The sequence below is a fragment of the Streptomyces sp. NPDC093225 genome (assembly GCF_044753805.1).
Classification (GTDB): Bacteria; Actinomycetota; Actinomycetes; order Streptomycetales; family Streptomycetaceae; genus Streptomyces.
The window spans coordinates 17,765-38,390 of sequence record NZ_JBIVNX010000034.1 but is presented as its reverse complement, the minus strand read 5'-3'; the positions used below and the strand labels follow the sequence as shown (position 1 = coordinate 38,390).

The following is a 20,626-nucleotide window of genomic DNA, read 5'->3' as shown; positions in this document are numbered from 1 at the left end:
TCAGGACGTGCTTCTCTCAGACAAGGACATCCGGGCCGAGATCGACAGCGGGCGGGTGCGCATCGACCCGTTCGACGAGTCGATGATCCAGCCCTCCAGCATCGACGTACGTCTCGACCGCTTCTTCAGGGTGTTCGAGAACCACCGCTACCCCCACATCGACCCCGCCGAGGAGCAGAGCGACCTCACGCGGCTGGTCGAGCCCGAGGGGGACGAGGCCTTCATCCTGCACCCGGGCGAGTTCGTGCTCGCCTCGACGTACGAGGTCATCTCGCTGCCCGACGACATCGCGTCCAGACTGGAGGGGAAGTCCAGCCTGGGCAGGCTGGGGCTGGTCACGCACTCCACCGCCGGGTTCATCGACCCCGGTTTCTCGGGGCACGTGACGCTGGAGCTGTCGAACCTCGCCACGCTCCCGATCAAGCTCTGGCCGGGGATGAAGATCGGGCAGCTGTGCATGTTCCGGCTCAGCTCGCCCGCCGAGTTCCCGTACGGAAGCGAACGGTACGGATCGCGGTACCAGGGCCAGCGCGGTCCGACGGCCTCGCGGTCCTTCGTGAACTTCCACCGGACCGAAGTCAGGAAGTGAAGACCGGTATGAGCGCAGTACGCGAATCCCTGACGTACGACGGCTTCGGCCGGGCGGTGCGCGAGCTCGCCACCACCATCGCCGAGGACGGCTACGAGCCGGACATCATCCTGAGCATCGCCCGCGGCGGCGTGTTCGTCGCCGGTGGCCTGGCGTACGCGCTGGACTGCAAGAACATCCACCTGGTGAACGTCGAGTTCTACACCGGCGTGGGCACGACGCTGGAGATGCCGGTCATGCTGGCCCCGGTGCCCGACGCGATCGACTTCTCCGACAAGAAGGTGCTGATCGCCGACGACGTCGCCGACACCGGCAAGACGCTCAAGCTGGTGCACGACTTCTGCGTCGGCAACGTGGCCGAGGTCCGCTCCGCGGTCATCTACGAGAAGTCCCACTCCCTCGTGAAGTGCGAGTACGTCTGGAAGCGTACGGACGACTGGATCGAGTTCCCCTGGAGCGTCGAGCCGCCGGTCGTCGCGCGTGAGGGCCAGATCCTCGACGCGTGACGCCCCCGTCACCCCGATGTACGAGAGGGGCCCGCCGGATTCCGATCCGGCGGGCCCCTCTCGCGTACCCGGGCGGGTGCCCGGGTGCGGTGCGCGCTCCTACAGCGTGCCGAGCTTGATGATCGACAGCAGGGCGACCAGCTGGATCGCCGACGCGCCCAGTGCCTTCGGCCACGGCAGGTCGTGGGCCTTGCTGATCAGGGAGGTGAACAGCGCGCCGGCCGCCACCCAGGTCGCCCAGCCCAGGACCTGGACGAGGCCGTTGTCGCCGCCCAGGAAGACCGCGAAGAGCAGCCGCGGGGCGTCGGTGACCGACATGACGAGCATCGACAGGCCCACGGTGGGCTGCCACGAGCCGTCGCCGCCCAGCTGGCGGGCCAGCGTGTGCGTGACCGCGCCCAGGATCAGCCCGAGGACGACGAACGCCACGCCGGCGGACAGCACGATCGGCACCGCCTGCGCGAGGGTCGCCTTGATCGTGTCCTCGCGGGTGTCGTCGAGGCCGAAGACCGCGAGCAGCCCGTACACGAAGGTCACGATCAGCGCCGGGCCCCACACGGCGTAGTCCCGCATCTGCAGGAAGGTCGAGCCGGGGCGCAGGACGATGCCGCTCAGCAGCTGCTTCCACGGCAGGCGCGGGCCGACCGGCCCCGCGGGGGCGTGGCCCGCGCGGTAGGCGGTGCCGTCGCCGTACGGGTCCTCGCCGACCGCGAACACCTGCGTGTGGCCGGGGTTGTTGTCGTACGGGTCGCCGCCCGCGGGGCCCTGCGGGTACGGGGCGCCGCCGCGCGGGTCGTAGCCGCCGTCGTGGTGGCCGCCGTCCTGCGCGTACGGGTCGAAGTACTCGGGCTCGCCGTGGCCGCCGCCCTGCTGCGGCCATTGCTGCTGCGGGGCCTGCGGGTACGCCCGGCCGGCCTGGCCCGGCCCGGGGTACGGCTGCTGCGGGGCCTGCCCGGGGTAGGGCTGCCCCCCGCCGTACGGGGGCGGTGCCTGCTGCCCGTACGACTGCTGCTGCCGCGGGGGTTGTTGGGGGGTGCGGTTGTCCCGGCCGCGTCCGATCCTGAATCCAGCCACGGGGTCGAACGTACCTGGTCGGGCGGGGGCCGGTGGCCGGGCCCCCGGAACACGCGGGCTTTGCGGCTGAGCTGTGACATCCCCTAGGGGGTCTTTCGGGGGTGTCCGAGGGGCGCCGTCAGGCCCGCCGCGTGTAGGTCTTTTGGGTCGGTTTGAGGCGCTTTACGCGGCTGCGATGCAGTCTGCGGCCCGTTGTTACGTTCCCTACGGGTTGCCCAGACATTCGGTCCGTAGCGTCGTTCGTGTCGCGGAGGGGGGTCACGAACGACGGACGGCCGGTCCTTGCCACGGGGGGCAGGACCGGCCGTCCGTCACCTCAAGGGGATCCCGCACCTCACGGGAATCCCGCGGCTACTTCGCGGGCTCCGGCTCCGGTGCCTCGGCGTCCTCGCCGTCGCCCTCGGCGGCCGGCGGCAGCGGCGTCTTGACGGACTCCAGCAGCAGCTGGGCCACGTCGACGACCTGCACGGACTCCTTGGCCTGACCGTCGTTCTTCTTGCCGTTGACCGAGTCGGTCAGCATGACGAGGCAGAACGGGCAGGCGGTGGAGACGATGTCCGGGTTGAGGGACAGGGCCTCGTCGACGCGCTCGTTGTTGATGCGCTTGCCGATCCGCTCCTCCATCCACATCCGCGCGCCACCGGCGCCGCAGCAGAAGCCCCGCTCCTTGTGGCGGTGCATCTCCTGCTGGCGCAGGCCCGGGACGGCCGACATGATCTCGCGCGGCGGCGTGTAGACCTTGTTGTGGCGGCCCAGGTAGCAGGGGTCGTGGTAGGTGATCAGACCGTCGACCGGCGTGATCGGGATCAGCTTGCCCTCGTCGATGAGGTGCTGCAGCAGCTGCGTGTGGTGGATGACCTCGTAGTCGCCGCCCAGCTGCGGGTACTCGTTGGCGATGGTGTTGAAGCAGTGCGGGCAGGTCGAGACGATCTTCTTCGCCGACTTCGGCTTCTTCGTCGACTCGTCCTCGTCGTCCTCGCCGAAGGCCATGTTCAGCATGGCCACGTTCTCCTGGCCCAGCTGCTGGAACAGCGGCTCGTTGCCGAGGCGGCGCGGCGAGTCACCGGTGCACTTCTCCTCGCCGCCCATGATCGCGAACTTGACGCCCGCCATGTGCAGCAGCTCCGCGAAGGCCTTGGTGGTCTTCTTGGCGCGGTCCTCCAGGGCGCCGGCGCAGCCGACCCAGTAGAGGTAGTCGACCTCGGACAGGTCCTCGACGTCCTTGCCGACGATCGGGACCTCGAAGTCGACCTCCTTGGTCCACTCGACGCGCTGCTTCTTGGCCAGGCCCCAGGGGTTGCCCTTCTTCTCCAGGTTCTTGAGCATCGTGCCGGCCTCGCTCGGGAAGGCGGACTCGATCATCACCTGGTAGCGGCGCATGTCGACGATGTGGTCGATGTGCTCGATGTCGACCGGGCACTGCTCCACGCACGCGCCGCAGGTGGTGCAGGACCACAGCACGTCCGGGTCGATGACGCCGTTCTCCTCGGCGGTGCCGATCAGCGGGCGCTCGGCCTCGGCCAGCGCGGCGGCCGGGACGTCCTTGAGCTGCTCCTCGGAGGCCTTCTCCTCGCCCTCCATGGTCTTGCCGCCGCCGGCCAGCAGGTACGGGGCCTTGGCGTGCGCGTGGTCGCGCAGCGACATGATCATGAGCTTCGGCGAGAGCGGCTTGCCGGTGTTCCAGGCGGGGCACTGCGACTGGCAGCGGCCGCACTCGGTGCAGGTGGAGAAGTCGAGGATGCCCTTCCAGGAGAACTGCTCGACCTGGGAGACGCCGAAGACGTCGTCCTCGCCCGGGTCCTCGAAGTCGATCTCCTTGCCGCCGGAGGTCATCGGCTGCAGGGCGCCCAGCGCGGTCGCGCCGTCCGCGTTGCGCTTGAACCAGATGTTCGGGAAGCCGAGGAAGCGGTGCCAGGCCACACCCATGTTGGTGTTGAGCGAGACCGTGATCATCCAGATCAGCGAGACGCTGATCTTCACCATGGCGGTGAAGTAGATGAGGTTCTGCAGGGTGCCGAGCGAGAGTCCGTCGAAGGCCGCGACCAGCGGGTACGACACGAAGTACGAGGCCTCGTAGCCGTCCACGTGGTGGATGGCGCCCTCGAGCCCGCGCAGGGTCAGGATCGCCAGGCCGATGGTGAGGATGACGTACTCGACGAAGTACGCCTGCCAGGACTTGGAGCCCGCGAAGCGCGACTTGCGGCCGGCCTTCGAGGGAAGCGACAGCAGTCGGATGACCATGAGGACGGCGATGCCCACGACCGTCATCAGGCCGATGAACTCGGTGTAGAGCTCGAACGGCAGGAAGTCGCCGACGATCGGGAGCACCCAGTCCGCCTGGAAGAGCTGCCCGTACGCCTGGACCAGGGTGGGCGGCAGCGTGAGGAAGCCGACGGCCACGAACCAGTGCGCGAAGCCGACGATGCCCCAGCGGTTCATCCGGGTGTGGACGAGGAACTCCCTGGCCAGGGTGATCGTCCGCTGCTTCGGGCGGTCCGTGCGGGAGCCCGCCGGGACCGGCTGGCCGATCTTCACGAACCGGTAGATCGCGGCGATCGCGCGCGCGAAGAGCGCGACGCCGATCACGGTCAGGACCAGCGACACAATGATCGCGGCGAGTTGCATTGGGGGCTCCTCGGGCGGGCACCATTACTAAGCGGTAACTTATTCAGTCAAGCTGAGGTTACCCACTCCACGCGCCGCACTGTAGCCGTGCGAGCGGTGATCTGTGTCGCTCAGGCGGGCCTTGCCTGGCGCTCCGCACACCCCTGCGGAGGCGGCGCCTCCGTGGCGGCCCCAGCTGTCGGTGCAGGGGCCATGTTTCCAGGTCCGGGGGCGTTCGGTACAGAGCCGTCGGGTACCGAAACGGGCTCGGTGGCCGGTGCGGCGGCGCGGAACCCGGTCGGGGCGGGCCTGCGCACCCGGGCCACGGCCCGCGGGGTGCCGGCGAGGATCGCGAGGTCCATGCCGAGCCAGTGGTGCTCGACGTAGTGCAGGTCCAGCAGGGCCATCTCCTCCCACGGCAGGTCGGAGCGGGCGCCCACCTGCCAGAGCCCGGTCATGCCGGGGCGTACGCCGGACCGCCCGCGCGGGGCGTCCGTGCCGGGCGGCAACGGCCGCGGGCCCACCAGCGACATCTCCCCGCGCAGCACGTTCCACAGCTGCGGCAGCGCCTCCAGGCCGGCCCGGCGCAGCCAGGTGGCGCGGCCGCTGCGGAAGAGCCACCGGCCGTACGGGCGGCCGCCGAGCCCCGCGGCCTCCTCCCGCACCAGCGGTCCGGCCCGCTCGGTCACCGCGACGGCGGCCGCGAGCAGCAGCAGCGGCACCGCGCCCAGGGCGAGCAGCGCGGCGCTCGAGACCAGGTCGAAGCCCCGCTTCGCCGCGCCCGGCCGGGGGCGGGTGAGGGCTGCGGGCAGCGTCGGCCGTGCGAACGTGGGCATCCCCCCACGTTCCCCCCGAACGGCCCCCGCCCCGCGCCGCCGCGCGGCGGTGTCCCCCGCTCGGGCGCTGCCCGTCGGGGCCTTCCGCGAGCCCGCCGCTCCAGGGGGGTCCGGGCCGCCCTGAGCGTAAGGGCCGCGTAAGAGTTGAGTCGCCACGACTCAGTTCTGTTGACGGGTTCGCGGCCTTACGGCATCCTTGAGCCTGTTCCACTCAAGTCATGGAGGAATCAAAAATGGCACGTGCGGTCGGCATCGACCTGGGCACCACTAACTCCGTCGTCAGCGTTCTCGAAGGCGGCGAGCCCACCGTCATCACCAACGCCGAGGGTGCCAGGACCACGCCGTCCGTCGTCGCCTTCGCCAAGAACGGCGAGGTCCTCGTCGGTGAGGTCGCCAAGCGGCAGGCCGTCACCAACGTCGACCGGACCATCCGCTCGGTCAAGCGCCACATGGGCACCGACTGGAAGGTCGGGATCGACGGCAAGGACTTCAACCCGCAGCAGATGTCGGCGTTCATCCTGCAGAAGCTGAAGCGGGACGCCGAGGCCTACCTGGGCGAGAAGGTCACCGACGCGGTCATCACCGTCCCGGCGTACTTCAACGACTCCGAGCGCCAGGCCACCAAGGAGGCCGGCGAGATCGCGGGCCTGAACGTCCTGCGCATCGTCAACGAGCCCACCGCCGCCGCCCTGGCGTACGGCCTCGACAAGGACGACCAGACCATCCTCGTCTTCGACCTCGGTGGCGGCACCTTCGACGTGTCGCTGCTGGAGATCGGCGACGGCGTCGTCGAGGTCAAGGCCACCAACGGTGACAACCACCTCGGTGGTGACGACTGGGACCAGCGCGTCGTCGACTACCTGGTGAAGCAGTTCGCCAACGGCCACGGCGTGGACCTGTCCAAGGACAAGATGGCGCTGCAGCGCCTGCGCGAGGCCGCCGAGAAGGCGAAGATCGAGCTCTCCTCCTCGACGGAGACCACGATCAACCTGCCCTACATCACGGCCTCGGCCGAGGGCCCGCTGCACCTCGACGAGAAGCTCACCCGCGCCCAGTTCCAGCAGCTGACCCTGGACCTGCTCGAGCGCTGCAAGACCCCGTTCCACAACGTCATCAAGGACGCCGGCATCGCGCTGTCCGAGATCGACCACGTGGTCCTGGTCGGCGGTTCCACCCGCATGCCCGCCGTCGCCGAGCTCGTCAAGGAGCTGACCGGCGGCAAGGAGGCCAACAAGGGTGTGAACCCGGACGAGGTCGTCGCCATCGGCGCCACCCTCCAGGCCGGTGTCCTCAAGGGCGAGGTCAAGGACGTCCTGCTCCTCGACGTGACCCCGCTGTCCCTCGGCATCGAGACCAAGGGCGGCATCATGACCAAGCTCATCGAGCGCAACACCACGATCCCGACCAAGCGGTCCGAGATCTTCACGACGGCCGAGGACAACCAGCCGTCCGTGCAGATCCAGGTCTACCAGGGCGAGCGCGAGATCGCGGCGTACAACAAGAAGCTCGGCATGTTCGAGCTGACCGGTCTGCCGCCGGCCCCGCGCGGCGTGCCGCAGATCGAGGTCGCCTTCGACATCGACGCCAACGGCATCATGCACGTGACCGCGAAGGACCTGGGCACGGGCAAGGAGCAGAAGATGACCGTCACCGGCGGCTCCTCGCTGCCGAAGGACGAGGTCGACCGCATGCGCCAGGAGGCCGAGCAGTACGCGGAGGAGGACACCCGCCGCCGCGAGGCCGCCGAGACGCGCAACCAGGGCGAGCAGCTCGTCTACCAGACGGAGAAGTTCCTCAAGGACAACGAGGACAAGGTCCCGGGCGAGGTCAAGACCGAGGTCGAGGGCGCCGTCGCCGAGCTGAAGGAGAAGCTCAAGGGCGAGGACGCGGCCGAGATCCGCACCGCGACCGAGAAGGTCGCCGCGGTCAGCCAGAAGCTCGGCCAGGCCATGTACGCCGACGCGCAGGGCGCGCAGGGTGCCGCCGCCGGTGACGCCGCCGGCGCCCAGGCCGCCGACGACGACGTCGTCGACGCCGAGATCATCGACGAGGACAAGCCGAAGGGCGGCCAGGTCTGATGTCGGAGGAGACCCCGGGCTTCGACGAGAAGCCCGACGTCCCCACCGACGGCACGACGCCCGACGAGCCGACGGCCGCCGACTCCAAGGAGGCGGCGGCCCCGGCCGGGGACGCAACTGACGTGGCGCTCACGGCGCAGCTGGACCAGGTCCGGACCGCGCTCGGCGAGCGCACCGCGGACCTCCAGCGGCTCCAGGCGGAGTACCAGAACTACCGCCGCCGCGTGGAGCGCGACCGGGTCACGGTCAAGGAGATCGCCGTCGCGAACCTCCTGACCGAGCTGCTGCCGACGCTCGACGACATCGGTCGCGCGCGGGAGCACGGCGAGCTGGTCGGCGGCTTCAAGTCCGTCGCCGAGGCGCTGGAGACCGTCGTCGCCAAGATGGGCCTGCAGCAGTTCGGCAAGGAGGGCGAGCCCTTCGACCCGACGATCCACGAGGCCCTGATGCACTCGTACGCGCCGGACGTCACCGAGACGACCTGCGTGGCGATCCTGCAGCCGGGCTACCGGATCGGCGAGCGCACCGTCCGGCCCGCGCGCGTCGCGGTCGCCGAGCCCCAGCCCGGGGCCCCGGCGAAGTCCGAGGAGTCGGACGACTCCGAGAAGGACACCAAGTAACCAGTAGGACCCGTACGCGGGAGGAGGGACGTCGATGAGCACGAAGGACTTCGTGGAGAAGGACTACTACAAGGTTCTCGGCGTCCCCAAGGACGCCACCGAGGCCGAGATCAAGAAGGCCTACCGGAAGCTCGCCCGCGAGTTCCACCCGGACGCCAACAAGGGCAACACGGAGGCCGAGGAGCGCTTCAAGGAGATCTCCGAGGCCAACGACGTCCTCGCCGACCCCAAGAAGCGCAAGGAGTACGACGACGCCCGCGCGCTCTTCGGCAACGGCGGCTTCCGCCCCGGCCCCGGAGCCGGCGGCTCGTTCAACTTCGACCTGGGCGACCTCTTCGGAGGCGCCCAGGGCGGGGGCGGCGGCGCCGGTGCCGGGGGCTTCGGGGGCGGTCTCGGTGACGTCTTCGGCGGCCTCTTCGGCGGCCGGGGCGGGGCCGCGGGCGCACGCCAGCAGCCCCGGCGCGGCCAGGACGTCGAGTCCGAGGTCACGCTGAGCTTCGCCGAGGCCGTGGAGGGCGCCACCGTCCCGCTGCGGATGACCTCGCAGGCCCCCTGCAAGGCCTGCTCCGGCACCGGCGACCAGAACGGCACGCCCCGCGTGTGCCCGACCTGCGTCGGCACCGGCCAGGTGGCCCGCGGGTCGGGCGGCGGCTTCTCGCTGACCGACCCCTGCCCGGACTGCAAGGGCCGCGGTCTCATCGCGGAGAACCCCTGCGAGGTCTGCAAGGGCAGCGGGCGGGCCCGCTCCTCGCGCACCATGCAGGTCCGCATCCCGGCGGGCGTCTCCGACGGGCAGCGGATCCGGCTGCGCGGCAAGGGCGGCCCGGGCGAGCGCGGCGGCCCGGCGGGCGACCTGTTCGTCGTGGTCCACGTGGGCAGCCACCCGGTGTTCGGCCGCAAGGGCGACAACCTGACCGTCACCGTGCCCGTCACCCTCCCGGAGGCGGTGCTCGGCGGCGAGGTCAAGGTGCCGACCCTGGGCGGCCCGCCGGTCACGCTGAAGCTTCCGCCCGGCACCCCCAACGGGCGTACGATGCGCGCCCGCGGCAAGGGCGCGGTCCGCAAGGACGGCACCCGGGGCGACCTGCTGGTGACGGTCGAGATCTCCGTGCCGCAGCACCTGACGGACGACGCCCGGGACGCCCTGGTGGCCTTCCGGGACGCCACGGCGGACGAGGACCCCAGGGAAGAGCTGTTCCAGGCAGCGAAGGGAGCGTGACCCCATGAGTGCCGACGGCCGACGACGGCAGTCCCGCTTCGGCGCGGGCGCGTACGAACTGACCGACGAGACCCCCGTCTACGTCATCTCGGTGGCCGCCCAGCTCTCCGGCCTGCATCCCCAGACCCTGCGCCAGTACGACCGCCTCGGCCTGGTCTCCCCGGACCGCACGGCCGGGCGCGGCCGGCGCTACTCGGCCCGCGACATCGAGCTGCTGCGCACGGTGCAGCAGCTGTCGCAGGACGAGGGCATCAACCTGGCCGGCATCAAGCGCATCATCGAACTGGAGAACCAGGTCGCGGCGCTCCAGCAGCGGGTCGCCGAGATGGCGGCGGCGCTGGAGGGCGCGGCGGCGGCGATGCAGCAGCGCGAGGCGCAGGTGCACGCGTCGTACCGGCGCGACCTGGTGCCGTACCAGGACGTGCAGCAGACCAGCGCGCTGGTGGTCTGGCGGCCCAAGCGGCCGACCGACTGAGCTCCGCGCGCCCTCCAAGGCCCCTGCCCCCGCGGGTGGGGGCCTTTCGCGTGTCCGTCAGCCCTCCGTGCCCTCCGGCGCGTCGGAGGCGTCGAGCGGGGTGTCCAGGATCCCCGAGCGGGCGACGAGGTAGCCGAGCTGGGCCCGGCTGCCGCTGCCGAGGTGGCTGGCCAGCTTCGCGATGTGGGCCCGGCAGGTCCGTACGTTCATGCCCAGCCGGCGCGCGATCGCCTCGTCCACGTGGCCCTCGACGAGGAGTTGGGCGATGGACCGCTGGACGCCCGAGATGCCGGACGGCGTGGGGTCGTACGGGATCTGCTCGGTCAGCGGGGTGGCCCGCCGCCACAGCTGTTCGAAGACCTTGACGAGGTAGCGCACGAGCGCCGGGTGGCGCAGCTCCAGGGCCACCTTCTGGTCGTCGCGCGCGGGGATGAAGGCGACGGTCTCGTCGCAGATGATGAGGCGCTCCACGAGCTCCTCCAGCGTGCGGATCTGCACCTTCCCGGACGCCATCCGCTCGACGTACGCCATCGTGCCCGGGCTGTGCCGGGCGGTGTGCTGGTAGAGCGTGCGCATGCTGACGCCGCGTCGGATGAGCGGCTGGTCGCGCTCGATGGCCTGGTTCAGGATGTGTTCGGCGCGGCCGCCGCCGGGCTGGATGGTCAGCATCTCGGTCTGGCACTCGGCGGTGGCGACGTTGAGTGCCGCGTTGATGCGGTTGAATCCTTCCAGCACGGTGATCGCGTGGGTGGGTGCCGGGGTGAGCGCACTGATGGCCATGAATGGCTCGAAAGCTTCGGCGAGCTCAATGGTTGCGCGGCGTCGTTGCAGGATCTCCCGCTCGATGGGTTGCAACCTTTGGGTCAGTGCGACCGTCGGAGGTACTGGGCGGAGCCAGTTGGCGTCGTCGGGATCGGGATGGAGCAGCGCGAATTCCAGCAGGCAGGGTGCGGATTCAACTTCTACGCGGGCGATGCGACCGGAGCTGAGCGCAGTGGCGTAGAGCTCCGCGCCCGGACCGCACAGATCCGTCACCGAGTGGGGATGTGTCTGCTTTGCGCTGGTTGTTGTCAAATCTCCCACCCCCAGGGTTATGCATCTTCAGGAACATGATGCATCGCCACAGTGGCATCGACATGGCTCGATCGGTCATCGTCTGTCATGCGGGGGAGAGGAATCCATCCAGTGAGGACGAAGTCGACCATGTACAAGAGATTGCTTCGCTCGGTGGTTGCCGTTGCTCTCTCCACAGTCGTGGCGTACGGGGTGGCGGGCGGCCTCGCGGGGACCGCCGGTATCCCTGACAGTGGCTGGGGCAGTGCGCCGGCCGACAGTGGCTGGGGCAGTGCACCGCTGGATGACAGTGGTTGGGGCGACGGCGGCAGGACGACGGGCACGTCCGCGGGGGTGGTGGACGCATGACCCCCGACGACCGCTCCTTCCGCCGGGAGATGGCCTCCGCCTACCGGTCCGGATGGCAGTTCATCGACCTCGTCACGGCGATCCCGCACCCCGGTGACTCGTTGATGGTCACCCTTTTCGGCCAGCCCATCGTCGTCGTGCGCGAGGAGGACGAGGACGTCCGCGCGTACCGCTGCCTGCGTCGGCCGCGGGGAGCGCCGCAGCCGGTGCGCTGCGAAGTCCGGTACGGAATGGTCTTCGTCAACCTCGATGCCCGTGACCACCAGTTGTTCGAGCCCGACATCACCACCGCCACCCCCCGCAGTGCCTGAGGCGATTCCCCCGTCGTTGCAGATCGCCCCAGGTGCTTCCCCCACACAACGGCGCCATCGTGGACCTGAACACGATGGCGCCGTTGTGCTGCCCGCGTCCATAGCGGGGATCAGCCAAAATCCGGTCGGATCCGGTTCCGGTTCCGGCTGCCTCAGGCCCGGCCCATGGCCCGGTCGAGGCGGATCTCGATGAGCACCCGGTCCGGGTTCGGCGACGGCGTGCGCCCGTACCGCACCGCGTAGCGCGCGACCGCGTCCGCGACGGCCTCGTCGTCCGTACGGACCACCGCGCTGCCCTCCAGCGTCGCCCAGTTCTTCCCGGCGAGCTGGCACACCGCCACCCGGGCGGTTCCCGGCTGCGCCGCCAGGATGTTGCGGACCTTCCGGCTGTTCTTGTTGGTGATCACCCGCGCCAGGCCGGCCTCGGGGTCGTACGTCACTCCGACCGGGACCACGTGCGGCGTCCCGTCGGGGCGCTGCGTCGTCAGCGTGCACAGGTGCCGCTCCTGCCAGAAGGCGAGGAACTCGGGCGTCGGGTTCAGTGGATCCAGGGACATGCCCCGCAGCCTAGTCAGGCGCGGCGGCGGGGCGTCCCGCGCACGGGGGGCGCCCGGGGGCGGTCGCGCCGCGCACGCACGCCCCTCCCGCGGTCCTGTTCGTGCCCGAGGGCGTTGAGGCGACTGCCTTGAGTGGAATAGACTCAACTTTGTGCACGTTGTCAGAGTCAGGCTGACGAGCCGCCCGCCGAGCACCGCCCTGGAGAGGAGAAGCCGTACGTGGACGCCGAGCTGACCAACAAGAGCCGGGAAGCCCTCAACGCCGCCACCACCCGCGCCGTCAAGGACGGCCACCCCGACCTGACCCCGGCGCACCTGCTGCTGGCGCTCCTCGAGGGCTCCGAGAACGAGAACATCACCGACCTGCTCGCCGCCGTCGAGGCCGACCAGGCGGGTGTCCGCTCCGGCACCGAGCGCGTGCTGGCCGGGCTCCCCAGCGTCACCGGCTCCACCGTCTCGCCCCCGCAGGCCAGCCGCGACCTGCTCGCCGTCCTCGCCGAGGCGGACAAGCAGGCCAAGCAGCTGGGCGACGAGTACCTCTCCACCGAGCACCTGCTGATCGCCACCGCCGCCAAGGGCGGGGCGGCCGGCGGCGTGCTCGTCCAGCAGGGCGCCACCGCCGACAAGCTGCTGGCCGCCTTCCAGTCCGTACGAGGAGGACGCCGGGTGACCACGCCCGACCCCGAGGGCCAGTACAAGGCCCTGGAGAAGTTCGGCACGGACTTCACCGCCGCCGCCCGCGAGGGCAAGCTCGACCCGGTCATCGGCCGCGACCACGAGATCCGCCGCGTGGTCCAGGTGCTGTCCCGGCGCACCAAGAACAACCCGGTGCTCATCGGCGAGCCCGGCGTCGGCAAGACCGCCGTCGTGGAGGGCCTGGCCCAGCGCATCGTGAAGGGCGACGTCCCCGAGTCCCTCAAGAACAAGCGCCTGGTCTCCCTCGACCTCGGCGCCATGGTCGCGGGCGCCAAGTACCGCGGCGAGTTCGAGGAGCGCCTGAAGACCGTCCTGGCCGAGATCAAGAACAGCGACGGCCAGATCATCACCTTCATCGACGAGCTGCACACGGTCGTCGGCGCGGGCGCGGGCGGCGACTCCGCCATGGACGCCGGCAACATGCTCAAGCCGATGCTGGCCCGCGGCGAGCTGCGCATGGTCGGCGCCACGACCCTCGACGAGTACCGCGAGCGCATCGAGAAGGACCCGGCGCTGGAGCGGCGCTTCCAGCAGGTGCTGGTGGCCGAGCCGACCGTCGAGGACACCATCGCGATCCTGCGCGGCCTCAAGGGCCGCTACGAGGCCCACCACAAGGTGCAGATCAACGACAGCGCGCTGGTCGCCGCCGCCACCCTGTCCGACCGGTACATCACCTCCCGCTTCCTGCCCGACAAGGCCATCGACCTCGTCGACGAGGCCGCCTCCCGGCTGCGCATGGAGATCGACTCCTCGCCGCTGGAGATCGACGAGCTGCAGCGCTCCGTGGACCGCCTCCGGATGGAGGAGCTGGCCCTGAAGAACGAGTCCGACCCGGCCTCCCGCGAGCGTCTGGAGCGGCTGCGCAAGGACCTCGCCGACAAGGAGGAGGAGCTGCGCGGCCTGACCGCGCGCTGGGAGAAGGAGAAGCAGTCCCTCAACCGCGTCGGCGAGCTCAAGGAGCGCCTGGACAGCCTGCGCGGCCAGGCCGAGCGGGCCCAGCGCGAGGGCGACTTCGACAGCGCCTCCAAGCTGCTCTACGGGGAGATCCCGGCCCTGGAGCGCGAGCTGGCGGAGGCCACCGAGGCAGAGGCGGAGGCCGCCAAGGAGACCATGGTCAAGGAGGAGGTCGGCCCGGACGACATCGCCGAGGTCGTCGGCTCCTGGACCGGCATCCCGGCCGGCCGCCTGCTGGAGGGCGAGACCCAGAAGCTCCTGCGGATGGAGGACGAGCTGGGCCGGCGCCTGATCGGCCAGACCGAGGCGGTCCGCGCGGTCTCCGACGCCGTGCGCCGCACCCGGGCCGGCATCGCCGACCCCGACCGGCCCACCGGCTCGTTCCTCTTCCTCGGCCCGACCGGCGTCGGCAAGACCGAGCTGGCCAAGGCCCTGGCCGACTTCCTCTTCGACGACGAGCGGGCCATGGTCCGCATCGACATGTCGGAGTACGGCGAGAAGCACAGCGTGGCGCGGCTGGTCGGCGCCCCGCCCGGCTACGTGGGCTACGAGGAGGGCGGCCAGCTCACCGAGGCCGTCCGGCGCCGCCCGTACAGCGTCGTCCTGCTGGACGAGGTCGAGAAGGCCCACCCGGAGGTCTTCGACGTCCTCCTGCAGGTCCTCGACGACGGCCGGCTCACCGACGGCCAGGGCCGCACGGTGGACTTCCGCAACGCCATCCTGATCCTGACCTCGAACCTGGGCAGCCAGTACCTGGTCGAGCCCACGACGAGCGACGCGGAGAAGCGCGAGCAGGTCCTGGAGGTCGTCCGCGCGTCGTTCAAGCCGGAGTTCCTCAACCGCCTCGACGACATCGTCGTCTTCTCGGCCCTCTCGAGGGACGAGCTGGCGCACATCGCGGAGCTCCAGATCGGCCGCCTGGCCAAGCGCCTGGCCGAACGCCGGCTCACCCTGGACGTCACGCCCGAGGCCCTGGCCTGGCTGGCGGACGAGGGCAACGACCCGGTCTACGGCGCCCGCCCGCTGCGCCGCCTGATCCAGACCGCCATCGGGGACCGCCTCGCCAAGGAGATCATCGCGGGCGAGGTCAAGGACGGCGACACCGTCCGCGTCTCCCTGGTCGGCGACGACCTCCTGGTCGGCCGGGCGCTGTGAGCGGACACGGGGCCGGCCGGACCCGGCCGGCCCCGTGTCACCGGCCCCGACGGGGGCAGGAGCGGGTCGCGCCCGCGCCCGCCCGCCGCGCCGTGTCCGCTGGGAGCGGATCGGTCGTGGCGGGGGTTGCCATGCCCCTCCCGTGATGGGGGAGGATGGCGGTATCCGCACGAAGGGAAAACACGGTGAGCATCGATCCGGCCTCGATTCCTAATTTCGGGGGCCAGCCCGACCCGCAGGCCACTGGACCGGCGGGTCCCGTCGTGCCCGACCAGGACCTGGTCAAGCAGCTGCTGGAGCAGATGGAGCTCAAGTACGTCGTCGACGACGAGGGTGACCTCGCGGCGCCGTGGGAGGAGTTCCGCACCTACTTCATGTTCCGCGGCGAGGACGAGCAGCAGGTCTTCTCGGTGCGGACGTTCTACGACCGTCCGCACGCCATCGAGGACAAGCCCCAGCTGCTCGAGTCCATCGACGACTGGAACCGCCGCACGCTGTGGCCGAAGGTCTACACCCACACCCACGACGACGGCTCCGTCCGCCTGATCGGCGAGGCGCAGATGCTGATCGGCACCGGCGTCAGCCTGGAGCACTTCGTCTCCTCCACCGTCAGCTGGGTCCGCGCTTCGATCGAGTTCGACAAGTGGCTCGCGGAGCAGCTCGGCCTGGAGCAGGAGCTGGACTCGGACGACACCGAGGGCGAGGGCGACGAGGCCTGAGGCCCGCACCCCCCTCCCGCAGCGGGACCCGTGCGATGAGCACGAGGCACGTCCCGTAGGCGTACGACGGCCCGGCGAGGGCGGCGGTCACCGCGACCGCGGCCCTCGGCCGGGCTGTCGCCGTCGCGGCGGCCGGCGGCGGCCGGCCGTCCGCGGTCGGGGCGGCCCGCGCCCGGCCGTCCCGCGCCCGGGCGGCTCAGAAGCGGCGGACCGTCCGCAGCGAGTCGGGGTACAGCTCGTACGCGCCGGAGGTGCCGTTGAGCACCGAGCGCGCGCCCAGGTCCGCCATGGTCGGGCCGTTCGGGGTGCGTCGGCTGGAGGCGAACCGCAGGTCGCCGTGCTGGTCGCGGCCCAGGTAGATCCCGGTGTGGTCGACCGTGCCGTCCTTGGTCTCGGGGTTCTTCGGGTCCGGGCCCACGGCGTCGAAGAAGACCACGTCGCCGACCCGCAGGGCGGTCAGGGCGGGCGGGGCCGTCGTGCCCTGGGCCACCACCACCCCGGGGCCGCTGGCGCTCTGGGCCTTCGAGGTGCGGGGCAGGTTGCCGTCCCGGTAGTTCCGGTACAGGACCATCGGGACGCCCATGTGGTGGCCGTAGACCATCCGGACGTACCCCGAGCAGTCGAGGTTGCCCCGCCAGTCCGTCCCGGCGGGGGAGCCGGGTGGCGCGGGGTCCGGGTCGGCGTGCTCGCCGCTGGCCGGGAAGTCCCAGCTCAGCCCCATGTAGTCGTGGAAGTCGGCGCCGACCTCGCGCGTCCCGTCGGCGAACTGCGGGCTGTAGCCGGACTCGCCCAGCACCTGGGCACCGCCCAGGGCCGGGTCGTGCACGGGCGTGCCGAAGGGGCGCAGGGCCGAGGCGTACGCGAGGGCGTCGGGGGAGGTGTCGGCGGCCCAGGCGCGGACGCACTGCTCCAGCTCGGGGGTCCAGCGGCCGTCGAAGGGCGCGGGGAGCAGCCGCACCCAGGTGTCGTGGGCGACGACCGGCGGGTCGGCCCAGTACGCCTCGGGCACGGCCACGTCGTACACGTAGGCCTTCAGGGGCAGGCCGGTGCTGCCGTCGGAGGCGAGCGCCCGGACGCCGATCATGCCCTCGTCGAAGACCCGGGCCGGGTCGGTCTCGGGGTCGCGCAGGCTGTGGTGCCAGGTGGTGGGTTCGGCGGTGTCCTTGCGCCAGGCGCGGGCGCGCAGCACCGGGCCGGCCTTCTGGACGCGGACGTACCAGTGCTCGTAGGCCTTGTAGCCGGTGCCGAGCGTGACGGCGGGGCCGAGCGCGGAGGTCTTGTCGGCGATCTCCTTCTCGAGCACGAACTGCACCTGTCCGGCCGTGGTGACGATCAGCCGGGCCCGGTAGTGGTCGTTCACGCCGCGGGCGGCGAAGACGAGCGCGAGCGAGCAGGGCGCGCCGGTGGGCACCCGCTCGAAGGAGAACCGGGCGGTGGCGTCGAGGTCGCCGATGCCGTCGTCGACGAGCAGGGCGAAGCGGGAGGAGTTGTCGGCGGAGAGCCGGAAGACGCCGCGCCCGTCGTCCACGAAGTAGTCGGCGGCCGGGCCGTTCACCAGGTCCCACCTGCCGCCGCCCGGGGAGGAGCCCCAGCCCGCGTCGGCCGCGAGGGTGCGGTGGAAGGCGTCGGTGAAGGGCTTCTTCTGCTCGGTGAACCAGCGGCGGGGGCCGCGGACGGTCACGGTCTTCGCGCCCTTGGTGAGCGTGGCGAGCACCCCCTCCGCGTCGAGCACCTCCGTCAGCTCCGGGGGGCCGGGCACGGTGCGGGCGGTCAGGGCGCCGGCCGGGTGCGGGGCGAACGGCCAGGTTCCGCCCGCGTCGACGGTCAGCGGGGCGCGCCGGAGCGCCGGGGGCACCCCCGCGTCGCCGCCGACGGGGGCGCCGACCGGGGAGGTCGCGGCCACGGCCGGGGCGGCCACCGCCGCCGGGGCGGCCACCAGCGGAGTGGCGGCGGCCGCCCCGACCAGCGCCGCCAGGGCGGACCGGCGGCTGAAGGCCGAGGCCGGGACGGCGGTGGTCGAGGCGGACGCGGCCGCGGCGGCGCCGGTGGCGGCGGCGGACGAGGAGACGGGCGCGGAGTCGGAAGAACGCGATGGCACGGCAGGAGCCCCCCGGATCATGATCGTCAATTTCCGGGGACTCTATCCGCGCCCCCGCGTCAGCCCGGAGCGCGGTCGCTCCTGCTCGCGCTCCCGGACGTTTCCCGTGGGTGCGGCAGCTGGACCGCGACGCGATGCATGCGTTCACGGTGGAGCTTCTGGAAGCGCTTTCCGACGCCGCAGAGGACGGGGTCCGGCTGAAGGCCGGACCCTGTGCCCACACGTACGTCCGGCCGCGTGCAGACGGGCGAGGCACGAACACCGAAGGCCAGACAGGGCGGGCACTCAAAACGTAATCTGAGTACAGTCTGAGTATGAGCCCTGCTTACCTGGGAGCCGAGCCCGAGTCGGTTTCGTTCACCGATCTGTCGAGAAACCCGAAGGCCGTAGCCGCAAGTGCCGCTGCCCTCGGTGCTCTGCGCGTCACGCATCGGGACGCGCCCGACATGGTGCTGACGACCGCCCGGTATGCGGAGCGCACCGAGGAGAACCTCACGACGGCCTCCCGGCTCTTCCTCGCGCTGATGAAGCACGATGCCGGAGTCCGGTCGCTCTTGCTGGCGCTGCCGGAGGTCTTCCCCTGGGTGCGGCATCTGGATGACGAAGAGATGCACGCGTTCACCGTGGAGCTCCTGGAAGCGCTGTCCGACGCGGCAGAACTGGGTGCCAGGGAAGCTGTGCACCGCGCGCTTGTTTCCTGGCGGGCGACGGCTCGCATCAACTCTGATCCGGATCAGCCCAAGGAAGCGCTGCGTCCACTCGACGGGGATGACCTGGGGCCGGTCGAGGTGAGCGGGTGAGTCCGAAGAAGGGCGATCGTGTCGGCGTCCACCCCAAGGACACCGAGTAACTCGTAGTTCCCGTGCGGCACGGGCCCCGGCCGAAAGGCCGGGCCCATGCCCGCACGTCCATATGGCTCGCTGCTCAGCGAGCCAGTCGGCCGAGGCGGTCCGCCGCCTCCTCCAGTACCGCCGTCTGCTTGCAGAAGGCGAAGCGGACCAGGGAGCGGCCGGCGGCGCGGTCGTCGTAGAAGACCGCGTTCGGGATGGCGACCACGCCGCAGCGCTCCGGCAGGGAGCGGCAGAAGTCCAGGCCGTCCTTCTCGCCGAGCGGGGTGATGTCGGTGGTGATGAAGTACGTGCCCCGCGGGCGGAACACCTCGAAGCCGGCCGCGCGCAGCCCGTCGGACAGGATGTCCCGCTTGGCCCGCAGCTCCTCGCGGAACCCCGTGTAGTACGCGTCCGGGAGCGCGAGGGCCTCGGCGATCGCGTACTGGAACGGGCCGGAGGAGACGTAGGTCAGGAACTGCTTCGCGGTGCGCACGGCGGTGACCAGGGACGGCGGGGCGGTGATCCACCCGACCTTCCAGCCGGTGAAGGAGAAGGTCTTGCCGGAGGAGGAGATGGTGACGGTCCGCTCGCGCATGCCCGGCAGGCCGGCGAGCGGGGTGTGGGCGCCCTCGAAGACCAGGTGCTCGTACACCTCGTCGGTGATCACCAGCAGGTCCCGCTCGACGGCGAGTTCCGCGATCGCGGCCAGCTCGGCGGGGGCCAGCACGGTGCCGGTCGGGTTGTGCGGGGTGTTGAGGAGCAGCAGGCGGGTGCGCGGGGTGACGGCGGCGCGCAGCTCGTCCAGGTCGAGGTGGAAGGCGCCCTCGTGCGGACGCAGGGTGACCGGGACCCGGGTGGCGCCGGCCATGGCGATGCAGGCGGCGTACGAGTCGTAGTACGGCTCGAGCGCGATGACCTCGTCGCCGGGCTCGAGCAGCGCCAGCAGCGAGGCGGCGATGGCCTCGGTGGCGCCCGCGGTGACGAGCACCTCGGTGTCCGGATCGTACGTGAGGCCGTAGAAGCGCTGCTGGTGGGCGGCGATCGCGGTCCGCAGCTCGGGGACGCCGGGGCCGGGCGGGTACTGGTTGCCCCGGCCGTCGCGGATGGCGCGGACCGCAGCCTCGGCGACCTCGGCGGGTCCGTCGGCGTCGGGGAAGCCCTGGCCGAGGTTGATGGAGCCGGTCCGGGCGGCCAGCGCGGACATCTCCGCGAAGATCGTCGTACCGAAGCCGGCCAGGCCGCGGTTCAGGAAGGGGCGGGGGCCGGGAGCGGCGCCGGAGCTGTCGTGGGATGCGGTCATGAGCGCCATCCTGCGGGGAACCTCTGGACTTGCTCAAGTGTGCTTTGGGCCGTGGAGGGCGGGGGCATTCCCCGTGCACGCGGGACGCGTCGTTCCCGCTCTCGGGGGACCGAGTGGGAGAGGAAGAGGCGGTGGGGGCTGTGCTCGTGGTCCTGTTCGTCGTCGGTGTGCTGGTGCTCGTGATGTTCGTGAAGATGGCCACCAAGGGCCAGTACCAGCACAAGGGGCGCCGCCGGTCCTCCGGCGGCTGGTGGGGTGACTCGGGGAGCTCCTGCGGGGGCGGCTCGTCCTGCTCCAGCTCCTCGTGCTCCAGCTCGTCGTGCGGCGGCGGCTCGTCGTGCGGTGGCGGTGGTGGGGGCTGCGGCGGCTCCAGCTGACCGGAGCCGACCGGCTCGGCGCCGGGTACGCCGCCCGCCCCGCGCACGCCGACGGCGTGCGCTGCCCGCCCCGACTGTGCCGCCCCCCGCGTACGCCGCCCGTCGCGGTGTACGCCGTCCGGGCGGCGCCCGGCGGCGCCCCGCCCGCGCGCGACGGGAGCGTCGGCTTCCGGCCGCGCGCGGCCGGGGCAACTGCCGCCGGGTGC

The 20,626-nt window shown here is 71.3% G+C and carries 18 protein-coding genes; 11 read left to right on the top strand and 7 right to left on the bottom strand.

The features are described from left to right. Nucleotides 1-7 precede the first annotated feature (7 nt). A complete protein-coding gene (gene dcd, locus ACIQCH_RS26795; protein WP_030207690.1) occupies nucleotides 8-589 on the top strand; it encodes a dCTP deaminase in 582 nt (193 codons plus the stop codon). Nucleotides 590-597: 8 nt separating this feature from the next. Next, on the top strand, nucleotides 598-1,095 hold the full coding sequence (locus ACIQCH_RS26790; protein WP_030207686.1) for a phosphoribosyltransferase: 498 nt from the start codon (nucleotides 598-600) through the stop codon (nucleotides 1,093-1,095). Nucleotides 1,096-1,194: 99 nt separating this feature from the next. On the opposite strand, the gene ACIQCH_RS26785 is transcribed toward ACIQCH_RS26790, so the two are convergent. The 3 genes from ACIQCH_RS26785 to ACIQCH_RS26775 all read right to left on the bottom strand — a co-directional run bounded on the left by ACIQCH_RS26785 (nucleotide 1,195) and on the right by ACIQCH_RS26775 (nucleotide 5,609). Then, on the bottom strand, nucleotides 1,195-2,169 hold the full coding sequence (locus ACIQCH_RS26785) for a Yip1 family protein (protein WP_402584901.1): 975 nt from the start codon (nucleotides 2,167-2,169) through the stop codon (nucleotides 1,195-1,197). Between the two features lie 351 nt (nucleotides 2,170-2,520). Beyond that, nucleotides 2,521-4,794, bottom strand: a complete 2,274-nt coding sequence (locus ACIQCH_RS26780; protein ID WP_402584900.1) for a (Fe-S)-binding protein — start codon at nucleotides 4,792-4,794, stop codon at nucleotides 2,521-2,523. Between the two features lie 110 nt (nucleotides 4,795-4,904). Further along, nucleotides 4,905-5,609 carry a sugar transferase gene (locus tag ACIQCH_RS26775; RefSeq protein ID WP_402584899.1) on the bottom strand — a complete coding sequence of 235 codons (705 nt, stop codon included), beginning with the start codon at nucleotides 5,607-5,609 and terminating at the stop codon, nucleotides 4,905-4,907. A gap of 233 nt (nucleotides 5,610-5,842) precedes the next feature. On the opposite strand from ACIQCH_RS26775, the gene dnaK reads away from it, so the two are divergent. The 4 genes from dnaK to ACIQCH_RS26755 are packed head-to-tail and all read left to right on the top strand — an operon-like array spanning nucleotide 5,843 to nucleotide 10,001. After that, nucleotides 5,843-7,687 carry a molecular chaperone DnaK gene (dnaK, locus tag ACIQCH_RS26770; protein WP_402584897.1) on the top strand — a complete coding sequence of 615 codons (1,845 nt, stop codon included), beginning with the start codon at nucleotides 5,843-5,845 and terminating at the stop codon, nucleotides 7,685-7,687. Further along, complete coding sequence (grpE, locus tag ACIQCH_RS26765) at nucleotides 7,687-8,307, top strand: nucleotide exchange factor GrpE (RefSeq protein WP_402584895.1); 621 nt, start codon at nucleotides 7,687-7,689, stop codon at nucleotides 8,305-8,307. The genes dnaK and grpE overlap by 1 nt, the downstream gene beginning before the upstream one ends. Nucleotides 8,308-8,341: 34 nt before the next feature. After that, nucleotides 8,342-9,526, top strand: coding sequence for a molecular chaperone DnaJ (gene dnaJ, locus ACIQCH_RS26760; RefSeq protein ID WP_402584893.1), 1,185 nt, complete (start codon nucleotides 8,342-8,344; stop codon nucleotides 9,524-9,526). 4 nt (nucleotides 9,527-9,530) lie between these two features. Continuing rightward, nucleotides 9,531-10,001: a heat shock protein transcriptional repressor HspR gene (locus ACIQCH_RS26755; protein ID WP_402584891.1), complete on the top strand. Its 471-nt coding sequence runs from the start codon at nucleotides 9,531-9,533 to the stop codon at nucleotides 9,999-10,001. A 57-nt stretch (nucleotides 10,002-10,058) separates the two neighbouring features. On the opposite strand, the gene ACIQCH_RS26750 is transcribed toward ACIQCH_RS26755, so the two are convergent. Beyond that, complete coding sequence (locus ACIQCH_RS26750; protein ID WP_402584982.1) at nucleotides 10,059-11,096, bottom strand: helix-turn-helix transcriptional regulator; 1,038 nt, start codon at nucleotides 11,094-11,096, stop codon at nucleotides 10,059-10,061. A 323-nt stretch (nucleotides 11,097-11,419) separates the two neighbouring features. Between ACIQCH_RS26750 and ACIQCH_RS26745 the strand changes: the two genes are divergently transcribed. Next, nucleotides 11,420-11,734: a hypothetical protein gene (locus tag ACIQCH_RS26745; protein ID WP_030199308.1), complete on the top strand. Its 315-nt coding sequence runs from the start codon at nucleotides 11,420-11,422 to the stop codon at nucleotides 11,732-11,734. A 152-nt stretch (nucleotides 11,735-11,886) separates the two neighbouring features. Here ACIQCH_RS26745 and ACIQCH_RS26740 read toward each other — a convergent pair whose 3' ends face one another. Beyond that, nucleotides 11,887-12,291 (bottom strand): pyridoxamine 5'-phosphate oxidase family protein, encoded by a 405-nt coding sequence (locus ACIQCH_RS26740; RefSeq protein ID WP_402584889.1) that lies wholly within the window; start codon nucleotides 12,289-12,291, stop codon nucleotides 11,887-11,889. A 219-nt stretch (nucleotides 12,292-12,510) separates the two neighbouring features. Between ACIQCH_RS26740 and clpB the strand changes: the two genes are divergently transcribed. Both clpB and ACIQCH_RS26730 read left to right on the top strand, forming a co-directional pair. Continuing rightward, nucleotides 12,511-15,096 carry an ATP-dependent chaperone ClpB gene (gene clpB / locus ACIQCH_RS26735; RefSeq protein ID WP_402584887.1) on the top strand — a complete coding sequence of 862 codons (2,586 nt, stop codon included), beginning with the start codon at nucleotides 12,511-12,513 and terminating at the stop codon, nucleotides 15,094-15,096. A gap of 185 nt (nucleotides 15,097-15,281) precedes the next feature. Beyond that, a complete protein-coding gene (locus ACIQCH_RS26730; RefSeq protein ID WP_030199320.1) occupies nucleotides 15,282-15,815 on the top strand; it encodes a YbjN domain-containing protein in 534 nt (177 codons plus the stop codon). 196 nt (nucleotides 15,816-16,011) lie between these two features. On the opposite strand, the gene ACIQCH_RS26725 is transcribed toward ACIQCH_RS26730, so the two are convergent. Then, a complete protein-coding gene (locus ACIQCH_RS26725; RefSeq protein WP_402584885.1) occupies nucleotides 16,012-17,913 on the bottom strand; it encodes an NlpC/P60 family protein in 1,902 nt (633 codons plus the stop codon). A 314-nt stretch (nucleotides 17,914-18,227) separates the two neighbouring features. Here ACIQCH_RS26725 and ACIQCH_RS26720 point away from each other — a divergent pair, with 314 nt between their 5' ends. Beyond that, complete coding sequence (locus ACIQCH_RS26720; RefSeq protein ID WP_402584883.1) at nucleotides 18,228-18,713, top strand: prevent-host-death family protein; 486 nt, start codon at nucleotides 18,228-18,230, stop codon at nucleotides 18,711-18,713. A 124-nt stretch (nucleotides 18,714-18,837) separates the two neighbouring features. Here the strand turns inward: ACIQCH_RS26720 and ACIQCH_RS26715 are convergent, their stop codons facing one another. Continuing rightward, nucleotides 18,838-20,052 (bottom strand): pyridoxal phosphate-dependent aminotransferase, encoded by a 1,215-nt coding sequence (locus ACIQCH_RS26715; RefSeq protein ID WP_402584881.1) that lies wholly within the window; start codon nucleotides 20,050-20,052, stop codon nucleotides 18,838-18,840. Nucleotides 20,053-20,174: 122 nt separating this feature from the next. Here ACIQCH_RS26715 and ACIQCH_RS26710 point away from each other — a divergent pair, with 122 nt between their 5' ends. After that, nucleotides 20,175-20,420, top strand: a complete 246-nt coding sequence (locus tag ACIQCH_RS26710; protein WP_402584880.1) for a hypothetical protein — start codon at nucleotides 20,175-20,177, stop codon at nucleotides 20,418-20,420. Nucleotides 20,421-20,626: the final 206 nt, after the last annotated feature.

Bases quoted from the DNA above. Each gene is read 5' to 3' on its own strand.
- ACIQCH_RS26755 (WP_402584891.1), top strand. From the start codon at position 9,531: ATGAGTGCCGACGGCCGACGACGGCAGTCCCGCTTCGGCGCGGGCGCG.
- ACIQCH_RS26715 (WP_402584881.1), bottom strand. From the start codon at position 20,052: ATGGCGCTCATGACCGCATCCCACGACAGCTCCGGCGCCGCTCCCGGC.
- dnaJ (WP_402584893.1), top strand. From the start codon at position 8,342: ATGAGCACGAAGGACTTCGTGGAGAAGGACTACTACAAGGTTCTCGGC.
- dnaK (WP_402584897.1), top strand. From the start codon at position 5,843: ATGGCACGTGCGGTCGGCATCGACCTGGGCACCACTAACTCCGTCGTC.
- grpE (WP_402584895.1), top strand. From the start codon at position 7,687: ATGTCGGAGGAGACCCCGGGCTTCGACGAGAAGCCCGACGTCCCCACC.
- ACIQCH_RS26775 (WP_402584899.1), bottom strand. From the start codon at position 5,609: ATGCCCACGTTCGCACGGCCGACGCTGCCCGCAGCCCTCACCCGCCCC.
- ACIQCH_RS26790 (WP_030207686.1), top strand. From the start codon at position 598: ATGAGCGCAGTACGCGAATCCCTGACGTACGACGGCTTCGGCCGGGCG.
- ACIQCH_RS26740 (WP_402584889.1), bottom strand. From the start codon at position 12,291: ATGTCCCTGGATCCACTGAACCCGACGCCCGAGTTCCTCGCCTTCTGG.
- ACIQCH_RS26720 (WP_402584883.1), top strand. From the start codon at position 18,228: ATGAGCCCTGCTTACCTGGGAGCCGAGCCCGAGTCGGTTTCGTTCACC.
- ACIQCH_RS26745 (WP_030199308.1), top strand. From the start codon at position 11,420: ATGACCCCCGACGACCGCTCCTTCCGCCGGGAGATGGCCTCCGCCTAC.
- ACIQCH_RS26780 (WP_402584900.1), bottom strand. From the start codon at position 4,794: ATGCAACTCGCCGCGATCATTGTGTCGCTGGTCCTGACCGTGATCGGC.